The sequence below is a fragment of the Pseudomonas sp. PDM13 genome (assembly GCF_025685765.1).
Lineage (GTDB): Bacteria > Pseudomonadota > Gammaproteobacteria > Pseudomonadales > Pseudomonadaceae > Metapseudomonas > Metapseudomonas solani.
Window position 1 is genome coordinate 1 of sequence record NZ_JAOTQU010000005.1, and the last position, 22,680, is coordinate 22,680.

Annotated in this window: 25 protein-coding genes; 22 read left to right on the top strand and 3 right to left on the bottom strand. The window is 68.7% G+C overall.

The window, feature by feature from the left end; genetic code table 11:
* Nucleotides 1-52: 52 nt before the first annotated feature.
* On the bottom strand, nt 53-820 hold the full coding sequence (locus OEJ36_RS06845; RefSeq protein WP_263400872.1) for a ParA family protein: 768 nt from the start codon (nt 818-820) through the stop codon (nt 53-55).
* Between the two features lie 253 nt (nt 821-1,073).
* Between OEJ36_RS06845 and OEJ36_RS06850 the strand changes: the two genes are divergently transcribed.
* From OEJ36_RS06850 to OEJ36_RS06955, 22 genes are all read left to right on the top strand, one after another.
* Nucleotides 1,074-1,796 carry a beta-ketoacyl synthase chain length factor gene (locus OEJ36_RS06850; RefSeq protein WP_263400873.1) on the top strand — a complete coding sequence of 241 codons (723 nt, stop codon included), beginning with the start codon at nt 1,074-1,076 and terminating at the stop codon, nt 1,794-1,796.
* Nucleotides 1,769-2,581, top strand: coding sequence for a lysophospholipid acyltransferase family protein (locus tag OEJ36_RS06855; protein WP_263400874.1), 813 nt, complete (start codon nt 1,769-1,771; stop codon nt 2,579-2,581). Before OEJ36_RS06850 ends, OEJ36_RS06855 begins: the two co-directional genes overlap by 28 nt.
* Nucleotides 2,562-2,822 (top strand): phosphopantetheine-binding protein, encoded by a 261-nt coding sequence (locus OEJ36_RS06860; protein ID WP_021219835.1) that lies wholly within the window; start codon nt 2,562-2,564, stop codon nt 2,820-2,822. Before OEJ36_RS06855 ends, OEJ36_RS06860 begins: the two co-directional genes overlap by 20 nt.
* Nucleotides 2,823-2,834: 12 nt before the next feature.
* Entirely contained in the window at nt 2,835-3,089 is a 255-nt protein-coding gene (locus OEJ36_RS06865; protein ID WP_021219836.1) for an acyl carrier protein, read from the top strand.
* Nucleotides 3,086-3,631, top strand: a complete 546-nt coding sequence (locus OEJ36_RS06870) for a hypothetical protein (protein ID WP_021219837.1) — start codon at nt 3,086-3,088, stop codon at nt 3,629-3,631. Before OEJ36_RS06865 ends, OEJ36_RS06870 begins: the two co-directional genes overlap by 4 nt.
* Complete coding sequence (locus OEJ36_RS06875) at nt 3,628-5,289, top strand: acyl-CoA synthetase family protein (RefSeq protein WP_263400875.1); 1,662 nt, start codon at nt 3,628-3,630, stop codon at nt 5,287-5,289. Before OEJ36_RS06870 ends, OEJ36_RS06875 begins: the two co-directional genes overlap by 4 nt.
* A complete protein-coding gene (locus OEJ36_RS06880; protein WP_263400876.1) occupies nt 5,282-6,016 on the top strand; it encodes a glycosyltransferase family 2 protein in 735 nt (244 codons plus the stop codon). Before OEJ36_RS06875 ends, OEJ36_RS06880 begins: the two co-directional genes overlap by 8 nt.
* Complete coding sequence (locus tag OEJ36_RS06885) at nt 6,013-6,945, top strand: glycosyl transferase (protein ID WP_263400877.1); 933 nt, start codon at nt 6,013-6,015, stop codon at nt 6,943-6,945. The genes OEJ36_RS06880 and OEJ36_RS06885 overlap by 4 nt, the downstream gene beginning before the upstream one ends.
* Nucleotides 6,926-8,467 (top strand): histidine ammonia-lyase, encoded by a 1,542-nt coding sequence (hutH, locus tag OEJ36_RS06890; protein WP_263400878.1) that lies wholly within the window; start codon nt 6,926-6,928, stop codon nt 8,465-8,467. The genes OEJ36_RS06885 and hutH overlap by 20 nt, the downstream gene beginning before the upstream one ends.
* Entirely contained in the window at nt 8,460-8,885 is a 426-nt protein-coding gene (locus OEJ36_RS06895) for an acyl-CoA thioesterase (RefSeq protein ID WP_263400879.1), read from the top strand. The genes hutH and OEJ36_RS06895 overlap by 8 nt, the downstream gene beginning before the upstream one ends.
* Entirely contained in the window at nt 8,882-9,487 is a 606-nt protein-coding gene (locus OEJ36_RS06900) for an outer membrane lipoprotein carrier protein LolA (protein ID WP_263400880.1), read from the top strand. The genes OEJ36_RS06895 and OEJ36_RS06900 overlap by 4 nt, the downstream gene beginning before the upstream one ends.
* Nucleotides 9,456-11,807 carry an MMPL family transporter gene (locus OEJ36_RS06905; RefSeq protein WP_263400881.1) on the top strand — a complete coding sequence of 784 codons (2,352 nt, stop codon included), beginning with the start codon at nt 9,456-9,458 and terminating at the stop codon, nt 11,805-11,807. Before OEJ36_RS06900 ends, OEJ36_RS06905 begins: the two co-directional genes overlap by 32 nt.
* A complete protein-coding gene (locus OEJ36_RS06910; RefSeq protein ID WP_263400882.1) occupies nt 11,804-12,961 on the top strand; it encodes a sodium:proton antiporter in 1,158 nt (385 codons plus the stop codon). The genes OEJ36_RS06905 and OEJ36_RS06910 overlap by 4 nt, the downstream gene beginning before the upstream one ends.
* Nucleotides 12,948-14,189, top strand: a complete 1,242-nt coding sequence (locus tag OEJ36_RS06915; RefSeq protein ID WP_263400883.1) for an NAD(P)/FAD-dependent oxidoreductase — start codon at nt 12,948-12,950, stop codon at nt 14,187-14,189. The genes OEJ36_RS06910 and OEJ36_RS06915 overlap by 14 nt, the downstream gene beginning before the upstream one ends.
* An 11-nt stretch (nt 14,190-14,200) precedes the next feature.
* Nucleotides 14,201-14,929: a class I SAM-dependent methyltransferase gene (locus tag OEJ36_RS06920; RefSeq protein ID WP_263400884.1), complete on the top strand. Its 729-nt coding sequence runs from the start codon at nt 14,201-14,203 to the stop codon at nt 14,927-14,929.
* Entirely contained in the window at nt 14,926-15,417 is a 492-nt protein-coding gene (locus tag OEJ36_RS06925; protein ID WP_263400885.1) for a hypothetical protein, read from the top strand. Before OEJ36_RS06920 ends, OEJ36_RS06925 begins: the two co-directional genes overlap by 4 nt.
* Nucleotides 15,414-16,601 (top strand): beta-ketoacyl-[acyl-carrier-protein] synthase family protein, encoded by a 1,188-nt coding sequence (locus OEJ36_RS06930; RefSeq protein ID WP_263400886.1) that lies wholly within the window; start codon nt 15,414-15,416, stop codon nt 16,599-16,601. Before OEJ36_RS06925 ends, OEJ36_RS06930 begins: the two co-directional genes overlap by 4 nt.
* The gene (locus OEJ36_RS06935; protein ID WP_263400887.1) at nt 16,598-17,047 is read left to right on the top strand and encodes a hotdog family protein; all 450 of its coding nucleotides are present in this window, start codon (nt 16,598-16,600) and stop codon (nt 17,045-17,047) included. Before OEJ36_RS06930 ends, OEJ36_RS06935 begins: the two co-directional genes overlap by 4 nt.
* Nucleotides 17,044-17,772 (top strand): 3-oxoacyl-ACP reductase FabG, encoded by a 729-nt coding sequence (gene fabG, locus OEJ36_RS06940; RefSeq protein ID WP_021221330.1) that lies wholly within the window; start codon nt 17,044-17,046, stop codon nt 17,770-17,772. The genes OEJ36_RS06935 and fabG overlap by 4 nt, the downstream gene beginning before the upstream one ends.
* Complete coding sequence (locus OEJ36_RS06945) at nt 17,772-18,998, top strand: beta-ketoacyl-ACP synthase (RefSeq protein ID WP_263400888.1); 1,227 nt, start codon at nt 17,772-17,774, stop codon at nt 18,996-18,998. Before fabG ends, OEJ36_RS06945 begins: the two co-directional genes overlap by 1 nt.
* Before the next feature lie 45 nt (nt 18,999-19,043).
* On the top strand, nt 19,044-19,490 hold the full coding sequence (locus OEJ36_RS06950) for an excinuclease (protein ID WP_263400889.1): 447 nt from the start codon (nt 19,044-19,046) through the stop codon (nt 19,488-19,490).
* A gap of 128 nt (nt 19,491-19,618) precedes the next feature.
* Complete coding sequence (locus OEJ36_RS06955) at nt 19,619-19,846, top strand: hypothetical protein (RefSeq protein WP_263400890.1); 228 nt, start codon at nt 19,619-19,621, stop codon at nt 19,844-19,846.
* An 82-nt stretch (nt 19,847-19,928) separates the two neighbouring features.
* Here OEJ36_RS06955 and hemE read toward each other — a convergent pair whose 3' ends face one another.
* Together hemE and OEJ36_RS06965 are read right to left on the bottom strand one after the other, a co-directional pair.
* Nucleotides 19,929-20,996, bottom strand: a complete 1,068-nt coding sequence (gene hemE / locus OEJ36_RS06960) for a uroporphyrinogen decarboxylase (protein WP_021221335.1) — start codon at nt 20,994-20,996, stop codon at nt 19,929-19,931.
* Between the two features lie 178 nt (nt 20,997-21,174).
* Complete coding sequence (locus OEJ36_RS06965; protein WP_263400891.1) at nt 21,175-22,593, bottom strand: FAD-dependent oxidoreductase; 1,419 nt, start codon at nt 22,591-22,593, stop codon at nt 21,175-21,177.
* Nucleotides 22,594-22,680: the final 87 nt, after the last annotated feature.

Sequence of the window (22,680 nt, forward strand, 5' to 3'; positions counted from 1 at the left end):
GCTTCAGGCTTCAGGCTTCAGGCTTCAGGCTTCAGGCTTCAGGCTTCAGGCTTCAGGCTTCAAGAAGATTGTGCAGCTCGACGAATTGCTGGGTGAGCTTGTGGCTGCGGTCCAGGTGGATGAGCGGGGTGCAGGCCTGGTGGGACTCGCGCATTTTCACCGAGCTCATCAGGTTCACCGGCAGCACCGGCAGGCCCTCGGCGATGAGTTCGTCCAGCAGCTGCTGGGGCAGGCTGGCGCGGGGCTGGAACTGGTTGACCACGATGCCTTCCACCTCCAGGCCGTCGTTGTGGTCTTCCTTCAGCTCCTCGATCTCGGCCAGCAGGCCGTAGAGGGCATTGCGCGAGAAGCTGTCGCAATCGAAGGGAATCAATACGCGATCCGCCGCGATCAGCGCCGAAACCGTATAGAAGTTCAAGGCCGGCGGCGTATCCAGGTAGATACGGTCGTAATCCTCGGCCAGCTCGTCCAGCAGCTTCGCCAGCTTGTTGATCTTGTGCTTGGCCTCCAGCTTCGGCTGCAGGTCGGCCAGCTCCGCCGTGGCGGTGATCACGTGCAGGTTGTCGAAGGGGGTTTCGTAGATATCCACCTTGCCCTTCTTGCCGAAGGGCCCGGACGACAGGGTCTGCTTGAAGAAGTCGGCGATCCCCATGGGGATGTCCTCGCCGGTCAGGCCCGTCAGGTAGTGGGTGGAGTTGGCCTGGGTGTCGAGGTCGATCAGCAGCGTGCGATAACCCTCCGATGCACTCACCGCCGCCAGGTTGCAGGCGATGCTCGACTTGCCCACGCCGCCCTTCTGATTGAACACCACTCGCCGCATCACACACCTCCCGGGTCCCTTGGATAGTCCCGGATTCTATGCAAAGCCCGTGACAAGGGCGAGCACTGACGGGCCTTTCTTACCAGCGGGGATTTATGTGCCTTACATCTGAAGATTGTGTCTGAAGTTTGCGAAGTTACCCGACGGTCGGGGATAATGCGGCACTTTGCTATGGCGTCATCGACAAGGCCTTTGTCGTTCAGGGATTGCCAGTCGACAAGGACGCCCACAGGGGCCGGGAAGAGCTCTTAGCGTGACTCACTTCAGCATCGAACAATGGCGTGCCTGGGCCCCGGGTCTGGAAAGCGAGGACGACTGGCGCGCCTGGTGCAGGCAGCCGTTCGCGCCTGCCGACCTCACTGCGCAACCCGATGTCTCCTTCCTTCCCGCCATGCAGCGGCGGCGCCTGTCGCGCCTCGCACGCATGGCGATGAGCGTCGCCTGGCCCCTGGCCGCCGAGGGTGAGCAACTGCCCATGGTGTTCGCCTCGCGCCACGGCGAAACGCCCCGCACCCTGGCCCTGCTGCAGGACCTGGCGCGCGGCGAGCCGCTGTCGCCCACCCAGTTCAGTCTTTCCGTGCACAACGCGATCATCGGCCAGTGGTCGATCCTGCGGGGTGACACCAGCGAGATGACCGCCCTGGCCGCCGAAGGCGACGGCCTGGAGCACGCGGCCCTGGAAGCCGCCGGCATGCTCGCCGAAGGCGCCCCGGCCGTGCTGCTGGTAGTGACCGAGGAGTGCCCGCCGGACATCTACCGCCCGTGGGTGGAGGATGTGCCCTTCCCCTACGCCGTGGCCCTGCGGCTCGCGCCCGGGGACCAGTGGCAGCTGAAGCTGTCCCCCGAAGCGCCGGAACAGGCGCCGGAACCCTGGCCCCATGCACTGGGCCTGCTGCGAGCACTGCTTAACGATCTGCCCCACCGTCAGCATCAATGGAAGAGCCGTAAATGGACCTGGCAACGCAACCGGCCCTGAACGCCCGCCCCAACGCCCCCTACTGGTGGCGCCTGATCGCCACCGCGCTGTCCTTCACCCTGTTCGGGGTCGGTGGCGTGCTGTTGCGCATCGTCGTATTCCCGCTGCTGTCGCTGCTGCCGGGCAGCGCCCTCGACCGCCGTCGCCGCGCCCGCGCCACCACCAGCCGGCTGTTCTGGCTGTTCGTGCAGTTCATGTACCGCAGCGGCGTGCTCACCTATGAAGTGGAAGGCGCCGAGCGCCTCGGCCGCCCCGGGCAGATGATCATCGCCAACCACCCCTCGCTGATCGACGTGGTGGTGCTGATCGCCCTGATCCGCGATGCCAACTGCGTGGTCAAGCAGAGCCTGTGGGACAACCCCTGCATGCGTGGCCCGATCCGCGCCGCCCAGTACATCAGCAACAGCGGCAGCATGGACATGCTCGACGAGGCCGCCGCCGCCCTGCAGGAAGGCCAGACCCTGATCGTCTTTCCCGAAGGCACCCGCACCACGCCGGGCCAGGCCCCGCAGTTCCATCGCGGCGCCGCCGCCATCGCCCTGCGCGGCGCCCGCATCGTCACCCCGGTGACCATCACCGTGACCCCCACCACCCTGACCAAGGCCGAGCCCTGGTACAGCATCCCGGCGCGGCGCTTCCACTTCCACCTGCGCGTCGGCCACGACATCGACCCGCAGAGCTTCGCCGCACAGGGGCCGGCGCCGATCGCCTCGCGCCGCCTCAACGACCATCTGCATCAACACTTCATGAAGGAGCTCGGCCTGGATGAGCGCTCTGCAGCTTGAAATCAAGAACCTGATCATCGAGGCCCTGGGCCTCGAAGACATCGGCCCCGACGACATCGACGCCGAGCAGACCCTGTTCGGCGAAGGCCTGGGCCTGGATTCGGTGGACGCCCTGGAACTGGGCCTGGCCATCCAGAAGCGCTTCGGCATCAAGATCGACGCCGATGCCAAGGACACCCGCAAACACTTTGCCAACGTGGCCAGCCTCGCGGCCTTCGTCTCGGCACAGAAAGCCGCCTGAGGAAAGACCGCGATGCAAACCCGTGACGAGATCTTCACCACCCTGCGCGACGCCCTGGTCGAACTCTTCGAGCTGGACCCGGCGCAGATCAGCCTGGAATCCAACCTCTACGAGGACCTGGAGATCGACAGCATCGACGCCGTCGACCTGATCGACCACATCAAGCGCCACACCGGCCGCAAGATCGCCGCCGAGGACTTCAAGGCCGTGCGCACCGTCAGCGACGTGGTCGAGGCCGTGCACCGCCTGGTGAACGAGCCCGCATGAGCCGCCTGATCGGGCTGCTGCTGGTGCTGGCCGGGCTGGGCTACCCCTTCGCCGTGTACTACGGCATGGAGCACCTGTCGCCGCGCCTGTTCGCCCTGCTGCTGGGCGGCCTCTGGCTGGCCCGCAGCCTGAGCGCCGCGCAACGCCCCGGCAACCGCTGGACGGCCATCGCCGCCCTGGGCTTCTGCCTGCTGCTGGGGCTGGTCAACCAGGCCGACCTGCTGCGCTGGTACCCGGTGCTGATGAGCGCCGTGCTGCTGGGCCTGTTCGGCGCCAGCCTGGTCCATGGCATGCCGCTGGTGGAACGCCTGGCGCGCCTGCGCGAGCCCGAGCTGCCCGAGGTGGCGGTGCGCTACACCCGCCGCGTCACCGCCGTCTGGGCGCTGTTCTTCCTGGCCAACGGCCTGATGGCTGCGGCTCTCACCCTCTGGGCGCCGCTCAGCTGGTGGACCCTCTACACCGGCTTCATCGCCTACCTGCTGATGGGCCTGCTGTTCGCCGGCGAGTGGCTGGTGCGCCAGCGTGTGCGGAGGTTCGCGTGAACTGGATCGCCCCGCAGGACCTGCTGCTCCACACCGCCGCGCAACGCCCGGTCACCTTCGCCCCGGCGCTGGACCAGGCCACCCTCGCTCAGCGCGCCCTGCGCCTGGCCGGTGCCCTCCAGGCCCGCGGCATCCAGCGCGTCGCCCTGTACCTTGAAGACGGCGCCGAGCTGGCCACCGCCCTGCTGGCCGCCTGGCGCGCCGGCATCGAGGTGCTGCTGCCGGCCGACGCCCAGGCACAGACCCGCAAGCGCCTCGGCGAACGCTGCGACCTCTGGCTCGACACCCTCGACGGCCTCGACGGCGAGCCCCTGGCCCCCGCCGCGCTGGACCTGGACGCCTGCCGCCTGGTGCTGTGCACCTCAGGCTCCAGCGGCGAAGCCAAGCTGATCGACAAGACCCTGCGCCAGCTGGCCAACGAGGTCGAAGCCCTGGAAGCGCTCTGGGGCGGCGACCTGGCTGGCGCCACCCTGGTGGCCAGCGTCTCCGCCCAGCACATCTACGGCCTGCTGTTCCGCGTGCTCTGGCCCCTGTGCGCCGGCCGCCCCTTCGTGCGCCGGGCCCAGCCCTTCGCCGAAGACATGCAGCAGGCCAGCCTGGAGGCCGGCGACTTCGCCTGGGTCGCCAGCCCCGCCCTGCTCAAGCGCATGGGCGACAACCTCGACTGGCCCGCCCTGGGGGGCGTACGCCGGGTGTTTTCCTCCGGGGGCGCCCTGCCCGCCGACGCCGCTGCCGAGCTGCAGCAGCGCCTCGGCCAGTGGCCCACGGAAATCTACGGCAGCTCCGAGACCGGCGGCATCGCCTGGCGCCAGGGCGGCGCCCTGTGGCAGCCCTTCGCCGGCGTCGAGCTGGGCCGGGACGAGGAAGGCGCACTGAACCTCGCCTCGCCCTACCTGCCCGCCGGCCACCGCGAACAGACCGCCGATGCCGTGCGCATCGACGCCGACGGCCGCTTCGAACTGCTCGGCCGGCTCGACCGCATCGTCAAGCTGGAAGAGAAACGCATCTCCCTGCCCATGCTGGAACAGGCCCTGGGCGAACATCCCTGGGTGGCCGAAGCCCGCCTGGGCGTGGTGCAGGAAGGCCGCGCCTTCCTCGGCGCCCTGGTGGCCCTGAGTGCCGACGGCATCCACGCCCTGCGCAACCAGGGCCGCCGCGCCGTCACCGAAACCCTGCGCCGCCACCTGGCCGGCCATTGCGAAGCCATCGCCCTGCCGCGCCGCTGGCGCCTGCTGCGCCAGTTGCCCTGGAGCAGCCAGGGCAAGCTGCCCCAGGCGCTGGTGGAAACCCTGGTCAAGGCCCCGCGCCCGAAAACCGTGGAGCCGCTGGCCAGCCGCGAAGCCTACGGCGAATGGCAGCTCGAACTGGAAGTGCCGCTGGACCTGGCGCACTTCTCCGGCCACTTCCCGCGCACCCCGGTGTTGCCTGGCGTGGTGCAGATCGACTGGGCCCAGCAGCTGGCCCGCCAGCTCATGGACCTGCCGCCACGCTTCGCCGGCATGGAAGTGCTGAAATTCCAGCAACTGGTACGCCCCGGCGATCGCCTGCAGCTGTCCCTGCGCTTCGACGCCGACAAGGGCAAGCTCTACTTCGCCTTCCGCAATGGCGAGGCCGCCTGCTCCTCCGGGCGCATCCTGCTGGTGGCCGCGCATGTTTAAGAGCTGCGCGGTGATTCCCGTCTACAACCACGAACACGCCCTGCCCCTGGTGGTGGACGCCCTGCGCCAGCACGGCCTGCCCTGCGTGCTGGTGGACGACGCCTCCAGCACCGACTGCGCACGGGTGATGGATGATCTGGCCACCCAGCCCGATGTCCACCTGGTGCGCCTGGCGGTGAACCAGGGCAAGGGCGGCGCGGTGATGGCCGGGCTGCGCGAGGCCGGGCGCCTGGGCTTCTCCCACGCGCTGCAGGTGGATGCCGACGGCCAGCACGACCTCGAAGACGTACAGCGCTTCCTCGCCGCCGCCGAAGCCCGCCCCGCGGAACTGGTGTGCGGCTACCCGCAATACGACGAGAGCGTGCCCAAGAGCCGCCTCTATGCCCGCTACCTGACCCACGTCTGGGTGTGGATCAACAGCCTGTCGCTGTCGATCCGCGACGGCATGTGCGGCTTCCGCGTCTACCCCCTGGCACCGACCCTGGCGCTGATCGACTCCGCGAGCCTGGGCAAGCGCATGGACTTCGACCCGGAGATCCTCGTGCGCCTGGCCTGGCGCAACCAGCCCATGCACTGGCTGCCGACCCGGGTGCACTACCCGCTGGACGGGCTCTCGCACTTCCGCCTGTTCCACGACAACGCGCTGATCTCCAAGATGCACGCCAAGCTGTTCTTCGGCATGCTCCTGCGCGCCCCGCTGATCCTCTGGCGCAGGTGCCGGCCATGAGCGAGGGGCACTGGGCACGCCAGGACGAACGCGGCAGCTTCCTGCTGATGAAGTTCACCGCCCTGGCCGTGCGCCACCTGGGCCGGCGCGTGCTCAGCCCGCTGCTCTACATCATCGTGTTCTACTTCTTTCTCTTCGGTGCCAAGGCCCGCCGCAGCGCCCGCCGCTACCAGGCCAACCTGGCCGCCTGGAGCGGCCGGCCGGAGCTGGCGCCGACCCTCCGCTCGGTGTTCGCCCAGTTCATGGCCTTCGCCGACGCCCTGCTGGACAAGCTCGACATCTGGCGCGGCAAGCTGCCCCTGGAACGCATCGAACTGGTGGACCCGAGCGGCCTGCGCCAGCAACTGCGCGGCGAGCGCGGCCAGCTGCTGGTGGGCGCCCACCTGGGCAACCTGGAGGTGTGCCGCGCCCTGGCCGAGCTGGGCGAGAAGGTGCAGATGAACGTGCTGGTGCACACCCGCCACGCCGAGCGCTTCAACCGCCTGCTGGGCGAGGCCGGCGCCAGTCACCTGCGGCTGATCCAGGTCAGCGAACTGGACCCGGCGATCATGCTGCAATTGAGCGATCGCCTGGAGCGCGGCGAATGGCTGGCCATCGCCGGCGACCGCGTGCCGCTGCACGGCGGGCGCAACGTCAAGGTCGACTTCCTCGGCCACCCCGCCGCCTTCCCCCAGGGCCCCTGGCTGCTGGCCGGGCTGCTCAAGTGTCCGCTCAACCTGATGACCTGCCTGAAGATCGACGGCCGCTACAAGGTGTTCCTCGAACCCTTCGCCGACGCCGTGCAGTGGCGCCGTGGCGAACGTGACGCGGTGATCGAAGGCTGGGTCCAACGCTATGCCCAGCGCCTCGGCGAGCTGTGCCTGAAGGCGCCCGAGCAATGGTTCAACTTCTACCCGTTCTGGAACGAACATGACGACACATCAGCCTGAACCCGTGGTCTTCGGCGAGCTGCCGCTGACCATCGAGCAGGTCGTGGCCCTGTCCCAGCGCCGCGCCCCCTCCCTGTTGCAGGGCGACGCCGCCTGGCGCGAGCGCATCGCCAAGGGCGCGCGTTTCCTCGACACCCTGCTGGACAAGGAAGGCGTGATCTACGGCGTCACCACCGGCTATGGCGACTCCTGCGTGGTGGCCGTGCCGCTGGAGCAGGTCGAAGCCCTGCCGCGCCACCTGTTCACCTTCCACGGCTGCGGCCTGGGCAAGGTGCTGGACGAGGCCGCCACCCGCGCAGTGCTGGCGGCACGCCTGCAGTCGCTGTGCCATGGCGTTTCCGGCGTGCGCGTCGAACTGCTGGAGCGCCTCCAGGCCTTCATCGACGAGGACGTGCTGCCGGTGATCCCGGAAGAGGGCTCGGTGGGCGCCAGCGGCGACCTCACCCCTCTTTCCTATGTCGCCGCGACCCTTTCCGGCCAGCGCGACATGTTCCACAAGGGCCAGCGCCGCAGCGCCGCCGAGGTCCACGCCGAACTGGGCTGGCAGCCGCTGGTGCTGCGCCCCAAGGAAGCCCTGGCGCTGATGAACGGCACCGCCGTGATGACCGCCCTGGCCTGCCTCGCCTACGCCCGCGCCGACTACCTGCTGCAACTGGCCACGCGCATCACCGCGCTCAACGTGGTGGCGCTGGAAGGCAACCCGGAGCACTTCGACGAGCGCCTGTTCGCCGCCAAGCCGCACCCGGGACAGATGCAGGTGGCTGCCTGGCTGCGCCAGGATCTGGCCATCGACGCGCCGACGCCGCCGCTGCACCGCCTGCAGGACCGCTACTCGCTGCGCTGCGCGCCCCATGTGCTGGGCGTGCTGGCCGACAGCCTGGGCCTGCTGCGGCAGTTCATCGAGACCGAGCTGAACAGCGCCAACGATAACCCGCTGATCGATGCCGAGGCCGAGCGCGTGCTCCACGGCGGCCACTTCTACGGCGGCCACATCGCCTTCGCCATGGACAGCCTGAAGAACCTGGTGGGCAACGTCGCCGACCTGCTCGATCGCCAGCTCGCCCTGCTGGTGGACGTGCGCTACAACCACGGCCTGCCGAGCAACCTCTCCGGCGCGCCCCAGGCCACGGCCATGATCAACCACGGCTTCAAGGCGGTGCAGATCGGCGCCAGCGCCTGGACCGCCGAGGCGCTGAAGAACACCCTGCCGGCCAGCGTCTTCTCGCGCTCCACCGAGTGCCACAACCAGGACAAGGTCAGCATGGGCACCATCGCTGCCCGCGATGCCCTGCGCAGCCTGGAGCTCACCGAACAGGTGGCCGCCGCCACCCTGCTGGCCGCCAACCAGGGCGTCTGGCTGCGCCAGCGCGAGAACCCGCGCGCGCTGCCCGAGCCGCTGACCGCCATGCACCAGCAACTGGCCGGCGACTTCCCGCCGGTGATCGAGGACCGCGCCCTGGAGGGCGAGCTGCGCCTGTGCCTGGAGCGCATCCGCGCCCGCCACTGGAGGCTCTATGCGTAGCGCCGGGGTGATCCAGGCCGAGGTGGAAGTCCTCGTGCCCTTCTTCGACGTCGACATGATGGAAGTGGTCTGGCACGGCCACTACGTCAAGTACCTGGAAATCGCCCGCTGCGCCCTGCTCGACAAGCTCGGCCACAACTATTCGCAGATGCGTGACGCCGGTTATGCCTGGCCGATCATCGATCTGCAGCTGCGCTACATCCGTGGCGCCCGCTTCGGCCAGACCATCGTCGTGCGCGCCGACCTGGTGGAGTGGGAGAACCGCCTGAAGATCAACTACCTGATCACCGACGCCGCCACCGGCGAGCGCCTGACCCGGGGCAGCAGCGTGCAGGTGGCGGTGGAGATCGCCACCCGCGAGATGCTGTTGGCCTCACCCAAGGTGTTCGTCGAAGCCGTGGAGCGGGCGCTGCCATGACCGCCCGCCTGCTGCGCGTCTTGCTGCTGGTGCCGGCCCTGCTGGCGGGCTCGCTCGCCCAGGCCTTCGACCTCGACCAGCTCGCCGCGCAACTGGGCAAGCCCGCCGTGGTGCGCGGCCCCTTCGTGCAGGAGAAACACCTGCGCGCCCTGCCCAGACCGCTGACCAGCGAAGGGCATTTCGTGCTCTCCCGCGAGCAGGGACTGCTCTGGCTGCTGGAGAAGCCGCTGCAGCAGGACTACCGCATCGGCGCCGCCGGCATCGCCCGCCGCGTCGACGGCCAGTGGCAGGCGCAGCCCGGCCAGGACGTCGCCGCCCAGCAGAGCCGCCTGTTCCTCGCCGTGCTCAAGGGCGACCACCAGGGCCTGGCCCGCGACTTCCAGCTGCAGCTCCGCGGCGACGCCGACCACTGGCAGCTGCAACTGACCCCGAATTCCCTGCTGCTCAAGCAGATCTTCAGCGCCATCCAGATCCAGGGCGGCGCCCTGGTGGAACGCATCGAGCTGCTGGAAACCCAAGGCGACAGCACCGTGCTGCGCCTGCCGGCAAGCCAGCCAGGCGACGCCCTCGATGCCGCGGAGGCACGTGACCTTGCGCCCTGAACGCCTGTTGCCGCGCCTGTTCCTGCTGGGCCTGGTGGCCCTGCTGGCGCTGGCCGCCTGGCAATGGCGCAACGGCCCGCCGGTGGCCGCCGACATGCTCGCCCTGCTGCCCCAGGGCGCCGGTGACGCCTGGGTGCAGCGCGCCGAACAGCGCATGCAGGAACCGCTGAACCGCGAGGTATTGCTGCTGGTGGGCCACACCGACGCCGGGCGCGCCCAGGCCCTGGCCCGGCAGATTGCCGAACGCTGGCAAGGCGAACCGCGCTTCGAGCGCGTGCAGTGGAGCTTGCAGGCCGACCTGCCCGCCCTGCGCCAGCAACTGCAGGACAGCCGCCTGGCGCTGCTGCCCCGTGCCGACCGCCAGTTGCTGGAGCAGGCGCCCGAACGCTTCATCGCCCAGCGCGCCGAACGTCTTTTCGACCCCTTCTCCGCCGTCGCCCTGGTGCCGGCCGAGGACGACTGGCTGGGCATCGCCGGCCTCGCGCAGAAGGCCCTGGTGCCCACCAGCCGGGTGCAGACGGACCTGGCCAGTGGCGCGCTGCAGGTGCAGGACGGCGACACCACCTGGGTGCTGCTGCGTGCCCGCACCAAAGACGGCGCCTTCGATATGCAGGCACCGCCCTGGTTGGCCGGCGAAGTGGCCGGCGCCCGCCAGCAGATCGAAGCCGCAGGCGGCCACCTGCTGGCGGCCAGCGGCCTGCTCCACGCGGCCGCCGGCCAGGCCAAGGCGGCCCGCGAAATCAGCCTGATCGGCGGGGGCGCCAGCCTCGGCACCCTGCTGCTGATGCTGGTGGTATTCCGCCGCCCGCGCACCCTGCTCAGCCTGCTGCCGGTGGGCCTGGCCCTGGGCGCGGGCTGTACCGCCTGCGTGCTGGTGTTCGGCGAGATCAACGCGCTGACCCTGGTGCTCGGCGCCAGCCTCACCGGCGTCGCCGCCGACTACCCGCTGCACTACCTGAGCAAGAGCTGGACCGGCCAGCCCTGGCGCGCCTGGCAGGCGGTACGCGACACCCTGCCGGGGCTCAGCCTGAGCCTGGGCACCAACCTGATCGGCTACCTGGCCCTGGCCTTCACCCCCTTCCCGGCGCTGACCCAGATCGCGGTGTTCTCCGCCGCCGGCCTGGTCACCGCCTACCTCTGCTCGGTGTGCCTGCTGCCGGCGCTGCTGGGCAACCTGCGCCTGGCGCCGCCGAACGCGCCCCTGCGCCTGGCCGAGCGCCTGCTGGCCTGCCGCGAGCGCCTGCTGGCGCGCACCGGCAGCCTGCCCTGGCTGCTGGCCCTATTGGCCTTCTGCGCCGCCGGCCTGTGGCAGGTGCAGCCGCAGAATGACCTGCGCCAGTGGCTCGGCGCCGAACCCCGCCTGCTCGATGAAGCCCGCGAGATTGCCCGCCTCACCGGCCTGCAACCCACCAGCCAGTTCTTCCTGGTGCGTGGCGACAGCCAGGAGCAGATGCTCCAGCGCCAGGCCGAGCTGGCCGAGCGCCTCGACGCGGCGGTGGCCGATGGCAACCTGCAGGGCTACCGCGCCCTCAGCCAGCTGGTCGCGCCCGAAGCGGAACTGCAGGCACTGCGCGATGCGCTCGCGCGGCTGCCGCAGCACTGGCAAGCGCTGCTCGACCTGGGCATCCCCACCGAGGTGCTGGAAAACGAACTCAACCGGCTGCGCAGCCAACCCCCGCAAACGCTGGATGCAGCCCTGGCCGGCCCCCTGGGCGAGGCCTGGCGCCCGCTCTGGCTCGGCAGCGACGACCAGGGCCGCGCCGCCGGCATCGTCAGCCTGCAAGGGCTGGCCTCCCCGGCGCTGATGGCCGATGCCGCGCGAGGCCTGGACGGTGTGCAACTGATCGACCGCATCGGCGAGCTCAACCAGCTGTTCGCCGCCACCCAGTTCAGCGCCGCCGAGCTCAAGCTGGCCTCCTGCGCGGCCATTCTCGTGCTGCTGTGCATCCCCTTCGGCCTCGGCGGCTCACTGCGCATCGTCGCCCTGCCGCTGCTGGCGGCGCTGGCGTCCCTGGCCTGCCTCGGCTGGCTGGGCCAGCCGCTGACCCTGTTCAGCCTGTTCGGCCTGCTGCTGATCACCGCCATCGGCGTCGATTACGCCATCCTCATGCGCGAAGCGGTGGGCGGTGCGGCGGTGAGCCTGCTGGGCACCCTGCTGTCGGGCATGACCAGCTGGCTGTCCTTCGGCCTGCTGCTGCTCAGCCAGACCCCGGCCATCGCCAACTTCGGCCTGGCCATCAGCCTCGGCCTGTTCTTCTGCTTCCTGCTCGCCCCTTGGGCACAGGCCGCACAAGCCCATGGCAAGGAGGTGCCGGCGTGAGCGTCGTGCTGTTCTGGATCGGTCTGCTGGCGCTGTTCGCCCTGGTCACCTGGGTGGGCCGCACGCTGGGCCTGATCCCCATCGTCAGCCAGCTGCTGCTGGCCAGTTTCGGCCTGCCGCTGGTGATGCTCTGGCTGGGCGCGCCCGTGGGCCTGGACAACGCCCAGGTGCTCGCCGCTCCCTGGCTGCAGTCGCTTTACGGGGTGGCCTTCACCCTGCTGCTGGGGCACATCCTCAGCGATGTGATCGACCTGCGCCTGCAGGCCTCCAGCGTGAAGATCGCCCTGCCGAGCTTCTTCCTGCCGTTCTTCTGCGGCCTGGGCTGTGCCCTCTGGCTGCTGCCGGCCGACGGCCTGCTCTCGGCAATCGCCGTGGGGCTGCTGTTCGCCCTGACGGCGATCCCGGTGCTGTTCCTCTACCTGCGCCACCTGGGCTACGACGAGGCGAGCATCCGTCGCCTGCTGCAGGCGGCGATCCTGATGGACCTGATGTGCTGGAGCATCTTCGGCCTGGCCCAGGGCAGCGCCGCACCCACCACCCTGCTCTGGCCCCTGCTGGCGGCGCTGCTGCCGCTGGCGCTGTACCTGGCGCGGGTGCGGGCGCCGCTGGTCTACAGCCTGGCGTTCTTCGCCCTGCTGCTGACGCTGCAGCAGCTCAAGCTCAACGCCCTGGTGTTCGGCATCGCCTACCTGCTGGTGATGGCGGCCCTGCGCCTGCCCTTCCGCCTGCCGCTGCCGGCCGGCGTGTTCCACGCCGTGCAGGTGTGGCTGGCGGTGCCGCTGATCCTCGCCTTCGGCCTGCTGCAGATCGACTGGCACACGGCCTGGCAGAACTACTCCTGGCTGCAGTTCGGCGCCCTGCTGGTGCTGCCCATCGTCAGCAAGCTGGCGGGCAACTGGCTGGGCCTGTCCTGGGCCGAAGGCCGCCTGGCGGCCAGCCCGGTGAAGTGGCGCGAAACCGTGCTGCTGAACACCCGCGGCCTCACCGAAATCGTTTTTCTCAACCTTCTGTTCCAGCAGCACATCATCAGCGCGCAGCTGTATTTCGCCCTGATGCTGATGGGATTGATCGCCACCCTGTTGCCGGCCCTGACGCGCAGAGCGCACGCGCCCGCAGCCACCGCCCCGGAAAGGAGTCCCCATGAAGCCCATTGAAATCCAGCAGCGCCAGGTCGTGGTCATCGGTGCCGGCCCTTCCGGCGCCATCGCCGCCGCCCTGCTCAAGCGCAAGGGCCACGACGTGCTGATCCTCGAGCGCCAGCGCTTCCCGCGCTTCTCCATCGGCGAGAGCCTGCTGTCCCATTGCCTGGACTTCATCGAGGAAGCGGGGATGCTCGAAGCGGTCATGGCCGCCGGCTTCCAGATCAAGCATGGCGCGGCCTTCGCCTGGGGCGAGCGCTACACCGATTTCGACTTCCGCGACAAATTCACCCCGGGCAAGGGCACCGTCTTCCAGGTGCAGCGGGCCAACTTCGACAAGCTGCTGGCCGACCAGGCCGCGCTGCAGGGCGTGGAAATCCGCTACGAGGAAGAGATAGTCGCCGCCGAGTTCGGGGGTGATTGCCCGCTGCTCACCGTGCGCCGCCTCGACGGCAGCGAGTACCAGGTGGAGACCGCCTTCGTCCTCGACGCCAGCGGCTACGGCCGGGTGCTGCCGCGCCTGCTGGACCTGGAAGCGCCCTCCAGCTTCCCGGTGCGCCAGGCGGTGTTCACCCACATCGAGGACCGCATCGACGATGCCGGCTTCGATCGCGAGAAGATCCTCATCAGCATCCACCCCGAGCACCGCGACATCTGGTTCTGGCTGATCCCCTTCAGCAACGGTCGCTGCTCCCTGGGCGTGGTGGGCGAGCCCAGCCACTATGCGGGCCGCCCCGAGGACCTGGACGCCTGCCTCAAGGGCTTCATCGCCGAGACGCCGAACCTGCGCCGCCTGCTGGGCAACGCCGTGTGGGACACCCCGGCCCGCGTCCTGGGTGGCTACTCGGCCAACGTCAAATCGCTGCACGGCCAGGGCTTCGCCCTGCTGGGTAACGCCGCCGAGTTCCTCGACCCGGTGTTCTCCTCCGGCGTGACCATCGCCATGCGTTCGGCGAGCATGGCCGCGGCCGTGCTCGACCGGCAGCTCAACGGCGAGACGCCGGACTGGGAAAGCGAGTTCTCCATCCCGCTGAAGAAGGGCGTGGACACCTTCCGCGCCTATGTCGAAGGCTGGTACGAAGGCAGCTTCCAGGACGTGATCTTCCACGCCGGCGGCTCGCCGGAAATCCGCGGGATGATCTGCTCAATCCTCGCGGGCTACGCCTGGGACGAGCGCAACCCCTTCGTCGCCGAGCCCAAGCGCCGGCTGCGGATGATCAGCGAATTCTGCGCCAGCGAATGAGGGAGCCGACCATGGAACGCGCCGCCGCCACCTACGTCGAGGAAACCCGCTTCGGCTTCTGGTTCCTGCAGAGCCACACCTGGCAGCACCACGTGCTGCGCGTGGCGATCAACGACCTCAAGGGCCTGTTCGCCGAGCCCCTGCCGGAAGCACCGGTGCTGCTGGACGCCGGCTGTGGCCAGGGCAAGTCCTTCGGCCTGCTGAATGCCGCGTTCGCCCCCGCGCGGATGATCGGCCTCGACGCCGACCCGCACAGCCTCGACTGCTCCCGCGCCGAGGCCGAGCGCCTGGGCCTGGAGGTGCAGCTGGTGAGCAGCGACTGCGCCGAGATCGCCCTGCCGGACGCCAGCGTCGACCTCCTCTTCTGCCACCAGACCTTCCATCACCTGGTGGAGCAGGAGCGTGCTCTGGCCGAGTTCTGGCGGGTGCTGAAGCCGGGCGGCTACCTGCTGTTCGCCGAGTCCACCCGCTATTACATCGACACCTGGGTGATCCGCTGGCTGTTCCGCCACCCGATGCACGTGCAGCGCACCGCCGAGGAATACCTGGAGATGCTGCGCGGCCGGGGCTTCGCCTTCGAGCCGCGCAACGTCTCCTACCCCTACCTGTGGTGGAGCCGCTCCGCCGACTTCGGCCTGCTGGAACGCTGGGGCCTGCGCAATCCGCCACCACCCGGCCAGCGCAACGAGACCCTGGTCAACGCCGTGGCACGCAAGCCCCTGGAGAATGACGGCCGATGAGACGCCTGCTGCTCGCCGGCCTGAGCCTGCTGCTCGCCGCCTGCGCGGCGCGTACGCCGGTGCCCGAGCGGCCCCCGAGGCTGGAGCTGCCGCAGTCATTGCAGGTGCAGCGCCAGGCCGACGGCGAGGTGCGTGACTGGCTACTGGTGGTGCAGGCCGAAGGGCCGGCGCTGCGCTGGTCGCTGTTCGACCCCCTGGGCGTGCCCCTGTCGCGCCAGCTGCTGCAGGACGGCAGCTGGCGCAACGACGGCCTGCTGCCGCCCAACGACGAGGCCCGCGAACTCTTCGCCGCGCTGCTCTACGCCCTGGCCCCGGCCGAGGCGCTGCAACCGGCCTACGCGAGCATCGAGCAACGCATCGCCGAAGATGGCCGCCGCGAGCTGGCCGGCCGCTGGAGCATCGCCTACCGCGCGCCGCAGGACTTCGACCTGCAGCGCCGCGATGGCCCGCATTACCGAATCACCGCCCTCGACGAGGAACCCCGATGACCGCCAATCTCAATGCCCTGGGCCTGGTCTGCGCCCTGGGCCAGGGCAAGCAGGCAGTGGCCGACGCGCTGTTCGCCGGCGACGCCTCGGGCATGCGCCGCCTGGGTGGCTGGGTCGCCGAGCGCGAACTGAGCATCGGCGCCGTACCCGGCGAATTGCCGGCCATGCCAGCCGGGCTGGAGGACTGCCAGAGCCGCAACAACCAGTTGCTGCTGGCCGCCGCCCTGGAGATCGAGCCGCAACTGCGCGCCGCCATCGAGCGTCATGGACTGGACCGGGTGGGCATCGTCCTCGGCACCAGCACCTCGGGCATCCAGGAAGCCAGCGAAGGCATCGGCGAGCACCTGCGCAGCGGCACCCTGCCGGACGACTACCGCTACCCGCAGCAGGAACTGGCCGCACCGGCAGCCTTCCTCGCCGCCTGGCTGGGCACCCGCGGCCCGGCCTATTGCATCTCCACCGCCTGCACCTCCAGCGCCCGCGCCCTGATGAGCGCACGCCGGCTGCTGGCCCTGGGCGTGTGCGACGCGGTGATCTGCGGCGGCGTGGATTCCCTCTGCGGCCTGACCCTGAATGGTTTCAGCGCCCTGGAGGCGGTTTCCGCCGAGCCCTGCAACCCGCTGTCGCGCAACCGCAGCGGCATCAATATCGGCGAGGGCGCGGCGCTGTTCCTGCTGGACCGCGAGCCGGGCCCCATCGCCCTGCTGGGCGCCGGCGCCTGCTCCGACGCGCACCACATCTCGGCCCCCGAGCCCAGCGGCATCGGCGCCCAGCGCGCCATGCGCCAGGCCCTGGCCGACGCCGGCACCTGTGCCGAGGGCATCGACTACCTGAACCTGCACGGCACCGCCACTGCGCACAACGACGCCATGGAGAGCCAGGCCACCGCCGCGCTGTTCCCGGCGGGGGTGCCGGTGTCGTCCACCAAGCCGCTGACCGGCCATACCCTGGGCGCCGCCGGCGCGCTGGAGGCAGCCTTCTGCTGGCTGGCCCTGAGCGAACACAACCGCGACCGCCTGTTGCCGCCACACCTGTGGGACGGCGACGCCGACCCGGAGCTGCCCGCGCTGCACCTGGTGCGCCATGGCGGCGCGCTGGAGAAAACCAGCGGCCGTCGGCTGATGAGCAACTCCTTCGCCTTCGGCGGCAGCAACATCAGCCTGATCATCGGAGATGCGCCATGAACGACTGGCCGATTGCCGAGCTGGTCCCCCACGCCGGGGACATGATCCTCATCGACCGCGTGCTGCGCTTCGGCGACGAGGACGTGGAAACCACCGCCACCGTGCGCCCGGGGCTGTTCAGCCAGGACGACGGCAGCCTGCCGGCCTGGGTCGGCGTCGAGCTGATGGCCCAGAGCATCGCCGCCTACGCCGGCTGCCAGGCGCGCCAGGCGGGGCAACCCGTGGAGCTGGGCTTCCTGCTCGGCACCCGCAACTTTCAATGCGACGTCGACCGCTTCCCGGCCGGCGTCGAGCTGCATATCCGCGCCACCCGGACGCTGCAGGACGACAACGGCATGGGCGTCTTCGAATGCCAGCTGGACGGGCCCGGCATCGCTGCCTTCGCCCGCCTCAACGTCTTCCGCCCGCCGCAGGTGGCCAGTTACCTGGAGGAACCCCAACCATGAGCGAGACCATCCTGGTCACCGGCTCCAGCCGCGGCATCGGCCGCGCCATCGCCCTGCGCCTGGCGCGCGCCGGCTTCGACCTGGTGCTGCACTGCCGCTCGCGCCGCGATGAGGCCGAGGCGGTGAAAGCCGAGATCGAGGCCCTGGGCCGCCATGCCCGGGTGCTGCAGTTCGACGTGTCCGACCGCGCCGCCTGCCGCGAGCAACTGGAGGGCGATGTGGAAGTCCACGGTGCCTACTACGGTGTGGTGTGCAATGCCGGCCTGACCCGCGACGGTGCCTTCCCGGCGCTGACCGAGGAGGACTGGGACAGCGTGCTGCGCACCAACCTGGACGGTTTCTACAATGTGCTGCACCCGCTGTGCATGCCGATGATCCGCCGCCGCAAGCCGGGCCGCATCGTGTGCATCACCTCGGTCTCGGGGCTGATCGGCAACCGTGGCCAGGTCAACTACAGCGCCTCCAAGGCCGGCGTGATCGGCGCCGCCAAGGCCCTGGCCATCGAGCTGGGCAAGCGCCGCATCACCGTCAACTGCGTGGCCCCGGGGCTGATCGACACCGAAATCCTCGACGAGCAGGTGCCGGTGGAGGAGATCCTCAAGATGATCCCGGCCCAGCGCATGGGCACGCCGGAGGAAGTGGCCGGCGCCGTGAATTTCCTGATGTCCGAGGAGGCGGGGTACATCACCCGCCAGGTCCTCGCTGTTAATGGTGGGTTGTGCTGATGAAACGCGTCGTCATTACCGGCATGGCCGGCGTCACCTCCCTGGGCAACGACTGGGCCGGCATCTCGGCCAACTTCCTGGGCAACCGCAGCGGCATCCGCCGCATGGACGAGTGGGACCGCTTCACCGAGCTGAACACCCGCCTGGCTGGGCCCATCGACGATTTCGCCACCCCCTCGCACTGGACCCGCAAGCAGATGCGCAGCATGGGCCGTGTTTCCAAGCTGGCGGTCTACGCGGCGGAGCGGGCCCTGGCCGATGCCGGGCTGGCCGGCGATGCGATGATCCAGGATGGGCGCATGGGCGTGGCCTGTGGCTCGTCCACCGGCAGCACCGACGAGATCAAGGCCTTCGGCAACATGCTGCTGAACTCGGTGGCGGACGGCCTCAACGCCAACTCCTACGTGCGCATGATGCCGCACACGGCGGCGGCCAATATCAGCATCTTCTTCGGCCTCAAGGGCCGCCTGATCCCCACCTCCAGCGCCTGCACCAGCGGCAGCCAGGGCATCGGCTACGCCTATGAGGCGATCAAGTTCGGCCGCCTGCCGATGATGCTCGCCGGTGGTGCCGAAGAACTCTGCCCCACCGAGGCGATGGTGTTCGACGCGCTCTACGCCACCAGCCTGAAGAACGACGCCCCGCACACCTCGCCACGCCCCTACGACAGCGGCCGCGACGGCCTGGTGATCGGCGAAGGTGCCGGCATCCTGGTGCTTGAAGAACTGGAGCACGCCCTGGCCCGTGGCGCGAAGATCCACGCCGAGATCGTCGGCTTCGGCTGCAACTCCGACGGCCAGCACACCACCAAGCCGGAGCAGGCGACCATGCGCGGCGCCATGGAACTGGCCCTGCAGGACGCCGGCCTGGCGCCCGAGGCCATCGGCTACGTCAACGGCCACGGCACCGCCACCGAGCAGGGCGACGTGGCGGAATCCCTGGCCACCAGCAGCCTGTTCGGCGCGCGCATGCCCATCAGCTCGCAGAAGAGCTTCCTCGGCCACACCCTGGGTGCCTGCGGTGCGCTGGAGTCCTGGTTCAGCATCGAGATGATGAACAGCGACCTGTACATCCACACCCTCAACCTGGATACCGTGGACCCGGCCTGCGGCGAACTCGACTACCTGCGCGGCGAGCCCCGGCAGATGAGCAACGAGTACGTGATGAACAACAACTTCGCCTTCGGTGGGGTCAACACCTCGTTGATCTTCCGTCGCTGGCGCTGAGCAGAAGACATCCGATACACCCAACAAGACCGTCAAGGAGACACCATGAGCCTCAAGACCTGGACCGCTGTTGCTGTACTGTCCGCCGCTGTTCTGCCCGGCATCAGCCAGGCCCGTGACACCGCACACTTCCTCGACTTCAACACCGTGGTCACCGAGGCCGTGCAGGCGGGCCGCCTGGATGGCAGCGTGAAGTTCTTCCTGGCCGGCAACACCCCCGCCGGCAAGGTGACGGTGATCAACCCCAACGTCACCACCAGCCAGAAGACCAACGCCTTCAACAAGAGCGACGAGGAAGCCTGCCGCTGGGTGCTGCAGTCCGCCCTGATCCGCCTGCAGGACGCGGCCAAGGCGGCCGGCGCCAACGCGGTGGTGGACATCGCCAGCAACTACAAGAACAAGGAATACAAGGACACCACCAAGTACGAATGCCACGCGGGCGCCATCATGGCCGGCGTTGCTCTCAAGGGTAAGCTTGCCAGCATCAAGTAAGCCGCTGCAGTTGTTGGAAAAGGCCGCGCGAGCGGCCTTTTTCATGGGCGCGGGAAATGCCCTGAACGAATTAGCTGACCGGAAAGTCAACTCAATCGATACCGACCCAGCCCTCGAGGAGACCCGGCATGCCCCAGCAGACATTCACCCTCCACTACCGCTTCCACAACGAACCGCGACACCACGCGCTGGAACTGGACCGCCGGCCCGCCCCCGGAGAAGCCGCCATGCACCTGCTGGTGCTGCACTTCGCCGATGCCGAGAACAGCCTGCTGATGCCGCCGGCGGACGCCACCGAGGAAGAGGTGATCCAGCAGGCCGAGCTGCTGGGGATCAGCGATGTCCGCGTGGAATAACCGGCAGAGGGGCATGAGCCCTGGCGGGACGCGCATAAAGAAAAAGGCCGCATCAGCGGCCTTTTTCATGGGCGGGTGCCACTCAGCGGTGGTACTGCGCCGACAGCTCGTGGACGGCCTCGAAGAAGGCGCCGGCGTTGGCCGGGTCGACTTCCGGGGTGACGCCGTGGCCGAGGTTGAACACCTGGCCGCTGCCCTGGCCGTAGGCGGCGAGGATGCGCCCCACCTCGGCGCGGATGGCGGCGGGGTTGGCGTAGAGCACGGCCGGGTCCATGTTGCCCTGCAGGGCGACCTTGGAACCGACGCGGGCGCGGGCGCTGCCGATGTCGCAGGTCCAGTCCAGGCCCAGGGCCTCGGCGCCGCTGTCGGCCATGGATTCCAGCCACAGGCCGCCGCCCTTGGTGAACAGGATCACCGGGACGCGACGCCCGTCATGCTCGCGGATCAGCCCATCGATGATCTGCTTCATGTAGGCCAGGGAGAACTCCTGGTAGGCCGCCGCCGAGAGGCTGCCGCCCCAGGAATCGAAGATCTGCACCGCCTGGGCGCCGGCGAGGATCTGCCCGTTGAGGTAGGCGATGATCGATTTCGCCAGCTTGTCGAGCAGGGCGTGCATGGCCTGGGGATCGTTGTAGAGCATCGCCTTGGACTTGCGGAAGTCCTTGCTGGAGCCGCCTTCGACCATGTAGGTGGCCAGGGTCCAGGGGCTGCCGGTGAAGCCGATCAGCGGCACGCGGCCGTTCAGCTCGCGGCGGATGTTGCGCACGGCGTCCATCACGTAGCCCAGGTCCTGCTCGGGATCGGGGATCGGCAGGGCCTCGACGTCGGCCAGGCTACTGACCACCTTCTTGAAGCGCGGACCTTCACCGGTCTCGAAGTACAGGCCCTGGCCCATGGCATCGGGGATGGTGAGGATGTCGGAGAAGAGGATCGCCGCGTCCAGCTGCGGGTAGCGGTCCAGCGGCTGGATGGTGACCTCGCAGGCCAGCTCGGGGTTCTTCATCAGGCTGACGAAGTCACCGGCCTTGGCGCGGGTGGCCCGGTATTCCGGCAGGTAACGACCGGCCTGGCGCATCATCCAGACGGGGGTGACATCAACGGGCTGCTTGAGCAGGGCGCGGAGGAAACGGTCGTTCTTCAAGACGGTCATGGCAGTGTCCAACGAAAAAGTGCGGGCATTTTCGCAAAGCCCAACGCAAAAGGCACGGCGGGTGCCGTGCCTTTTGTCTATCGCGACCATTTGACGCGCTCGAAGCCTACGCCGCCGGTGGATGCAAAGAGCGGCATCCACCCTACGCACTTGCAGCTTGCAGCTTGTGGCTTACCTCTTAAACACCGAGATAATCGAGGATGCCTTCGGCAGCGTTGCGGCCTTCGAAGATCGCCGTCACCACCAGGTCGGAACCCCGGACCATGTCGCCACCGGCGAAGATCTTCGGGTTGCTGGTCTGGTGCTTGAACTGGTTCTGCTCGGGTGCGACCACACGGCCCTGGCTGTCGATGCTGATGTCGAACTGCTCGAACCAGGAAGCCGGGCTCGGGCGGAAGCCGAAGGCGATCAGCACGGCTTCCGCCGGGATGATTTCCTCGGAGCCCGGGATCGGCTCGGGGCTGCGACGGCCACGGGCGTCCGGCTCGCCGAGACGGGTCTCGACCACCTTGACGCCTTCCACCTTGTCTTCGCCGACGATGGCGATGGGCTGGCGGTTGAAGAGGAATTTCACGCCCTCTTCCTTGGCGTTCTTCACCTCTTTGCGCGAGCCGGGCATGTTTTCTTCGTCGCGACGGTAGGCGCAGGTCACGGATTTGGCGCCCTGGCGGATGGAGGTGCGGTTGCAGTCCATCGCGGTGTCGCCGCCGCCGAGGACCACGACGCGCTTGCCCTTCATGTCGATGAAGTCTTCCGGCGCCTTTTCGAAACCGAGGTTGCGATTGACGTTGGCGATGAGGAAGTCGAGCGCGTCGTGCACGCCCGGCAGGTCTTCGCCCGGGAAGCCGCCCTTCATGTAGGTGTAGGTGCCCATGCCCATGAACACGGCGTCGTACTCATCCAGCAGCTGCTGCATGGTGACGTCCTTGCCGATCTCGGTGTTCAGGCGGAACTCGACGCCCATGCCGGTGAAGACTTCACGGCGGCGGCTGAGGACGGTCTTCTCCAGCTTGAACTCGGGGATGCCGAAGGTCAGCAGGCCACCGATCTCGGGGTTCTTGTCGAACACCACCGGGGTCACGCCGTTGCGCACCAGGATGTCGGCACAGCCGAGCCCGGCCGGGCCCGCACCGATGACGGCGACGCGCTTGCCGGTGGGCTTGACCTTGGACATGTCCGGCCGCCAGCCCATGGCGAAGGCGGTGTCGGTGATGTACTTCTCCACCGAGCCGATGGTGACCGCGCCGAAACCGTCGTTGAGGGTGCAGGCACCTTCGCAGAGGCGGTCCTGCGGGCACACGCGGCCGCAGACTTCCGGCAGGGTGTTGGTCTGGTGGGACAGTTCGGCGGCGGCCAGGATATTGCCTTCGGAAACCAGCTTCAGCCAGTTCGGAATGAAGTTGTGCACCGGGCACTTCCACTCGCAATAGGGGTTGCCGCAACCGAGGCAACGGTGCGCCTGGTCAGCCGCTTGCTGCGGCTTGAACAGGTCATGGATCTCGACGAATTCGCGCTTGCGCTGACGCAGCAGCTTCTTCTTCGGATCCTTGCGCCCGACCTCGATGAACTGGAAGTCGTTGTTCAGACGTTCAGTCATTTGAAAAACCTCTTAACAGCAGCGGCAAGCTACAAGTTGCAAGCTGCAAGACTCATCACGGTTAGCCGGCGGGCCCGGCGTGCATCA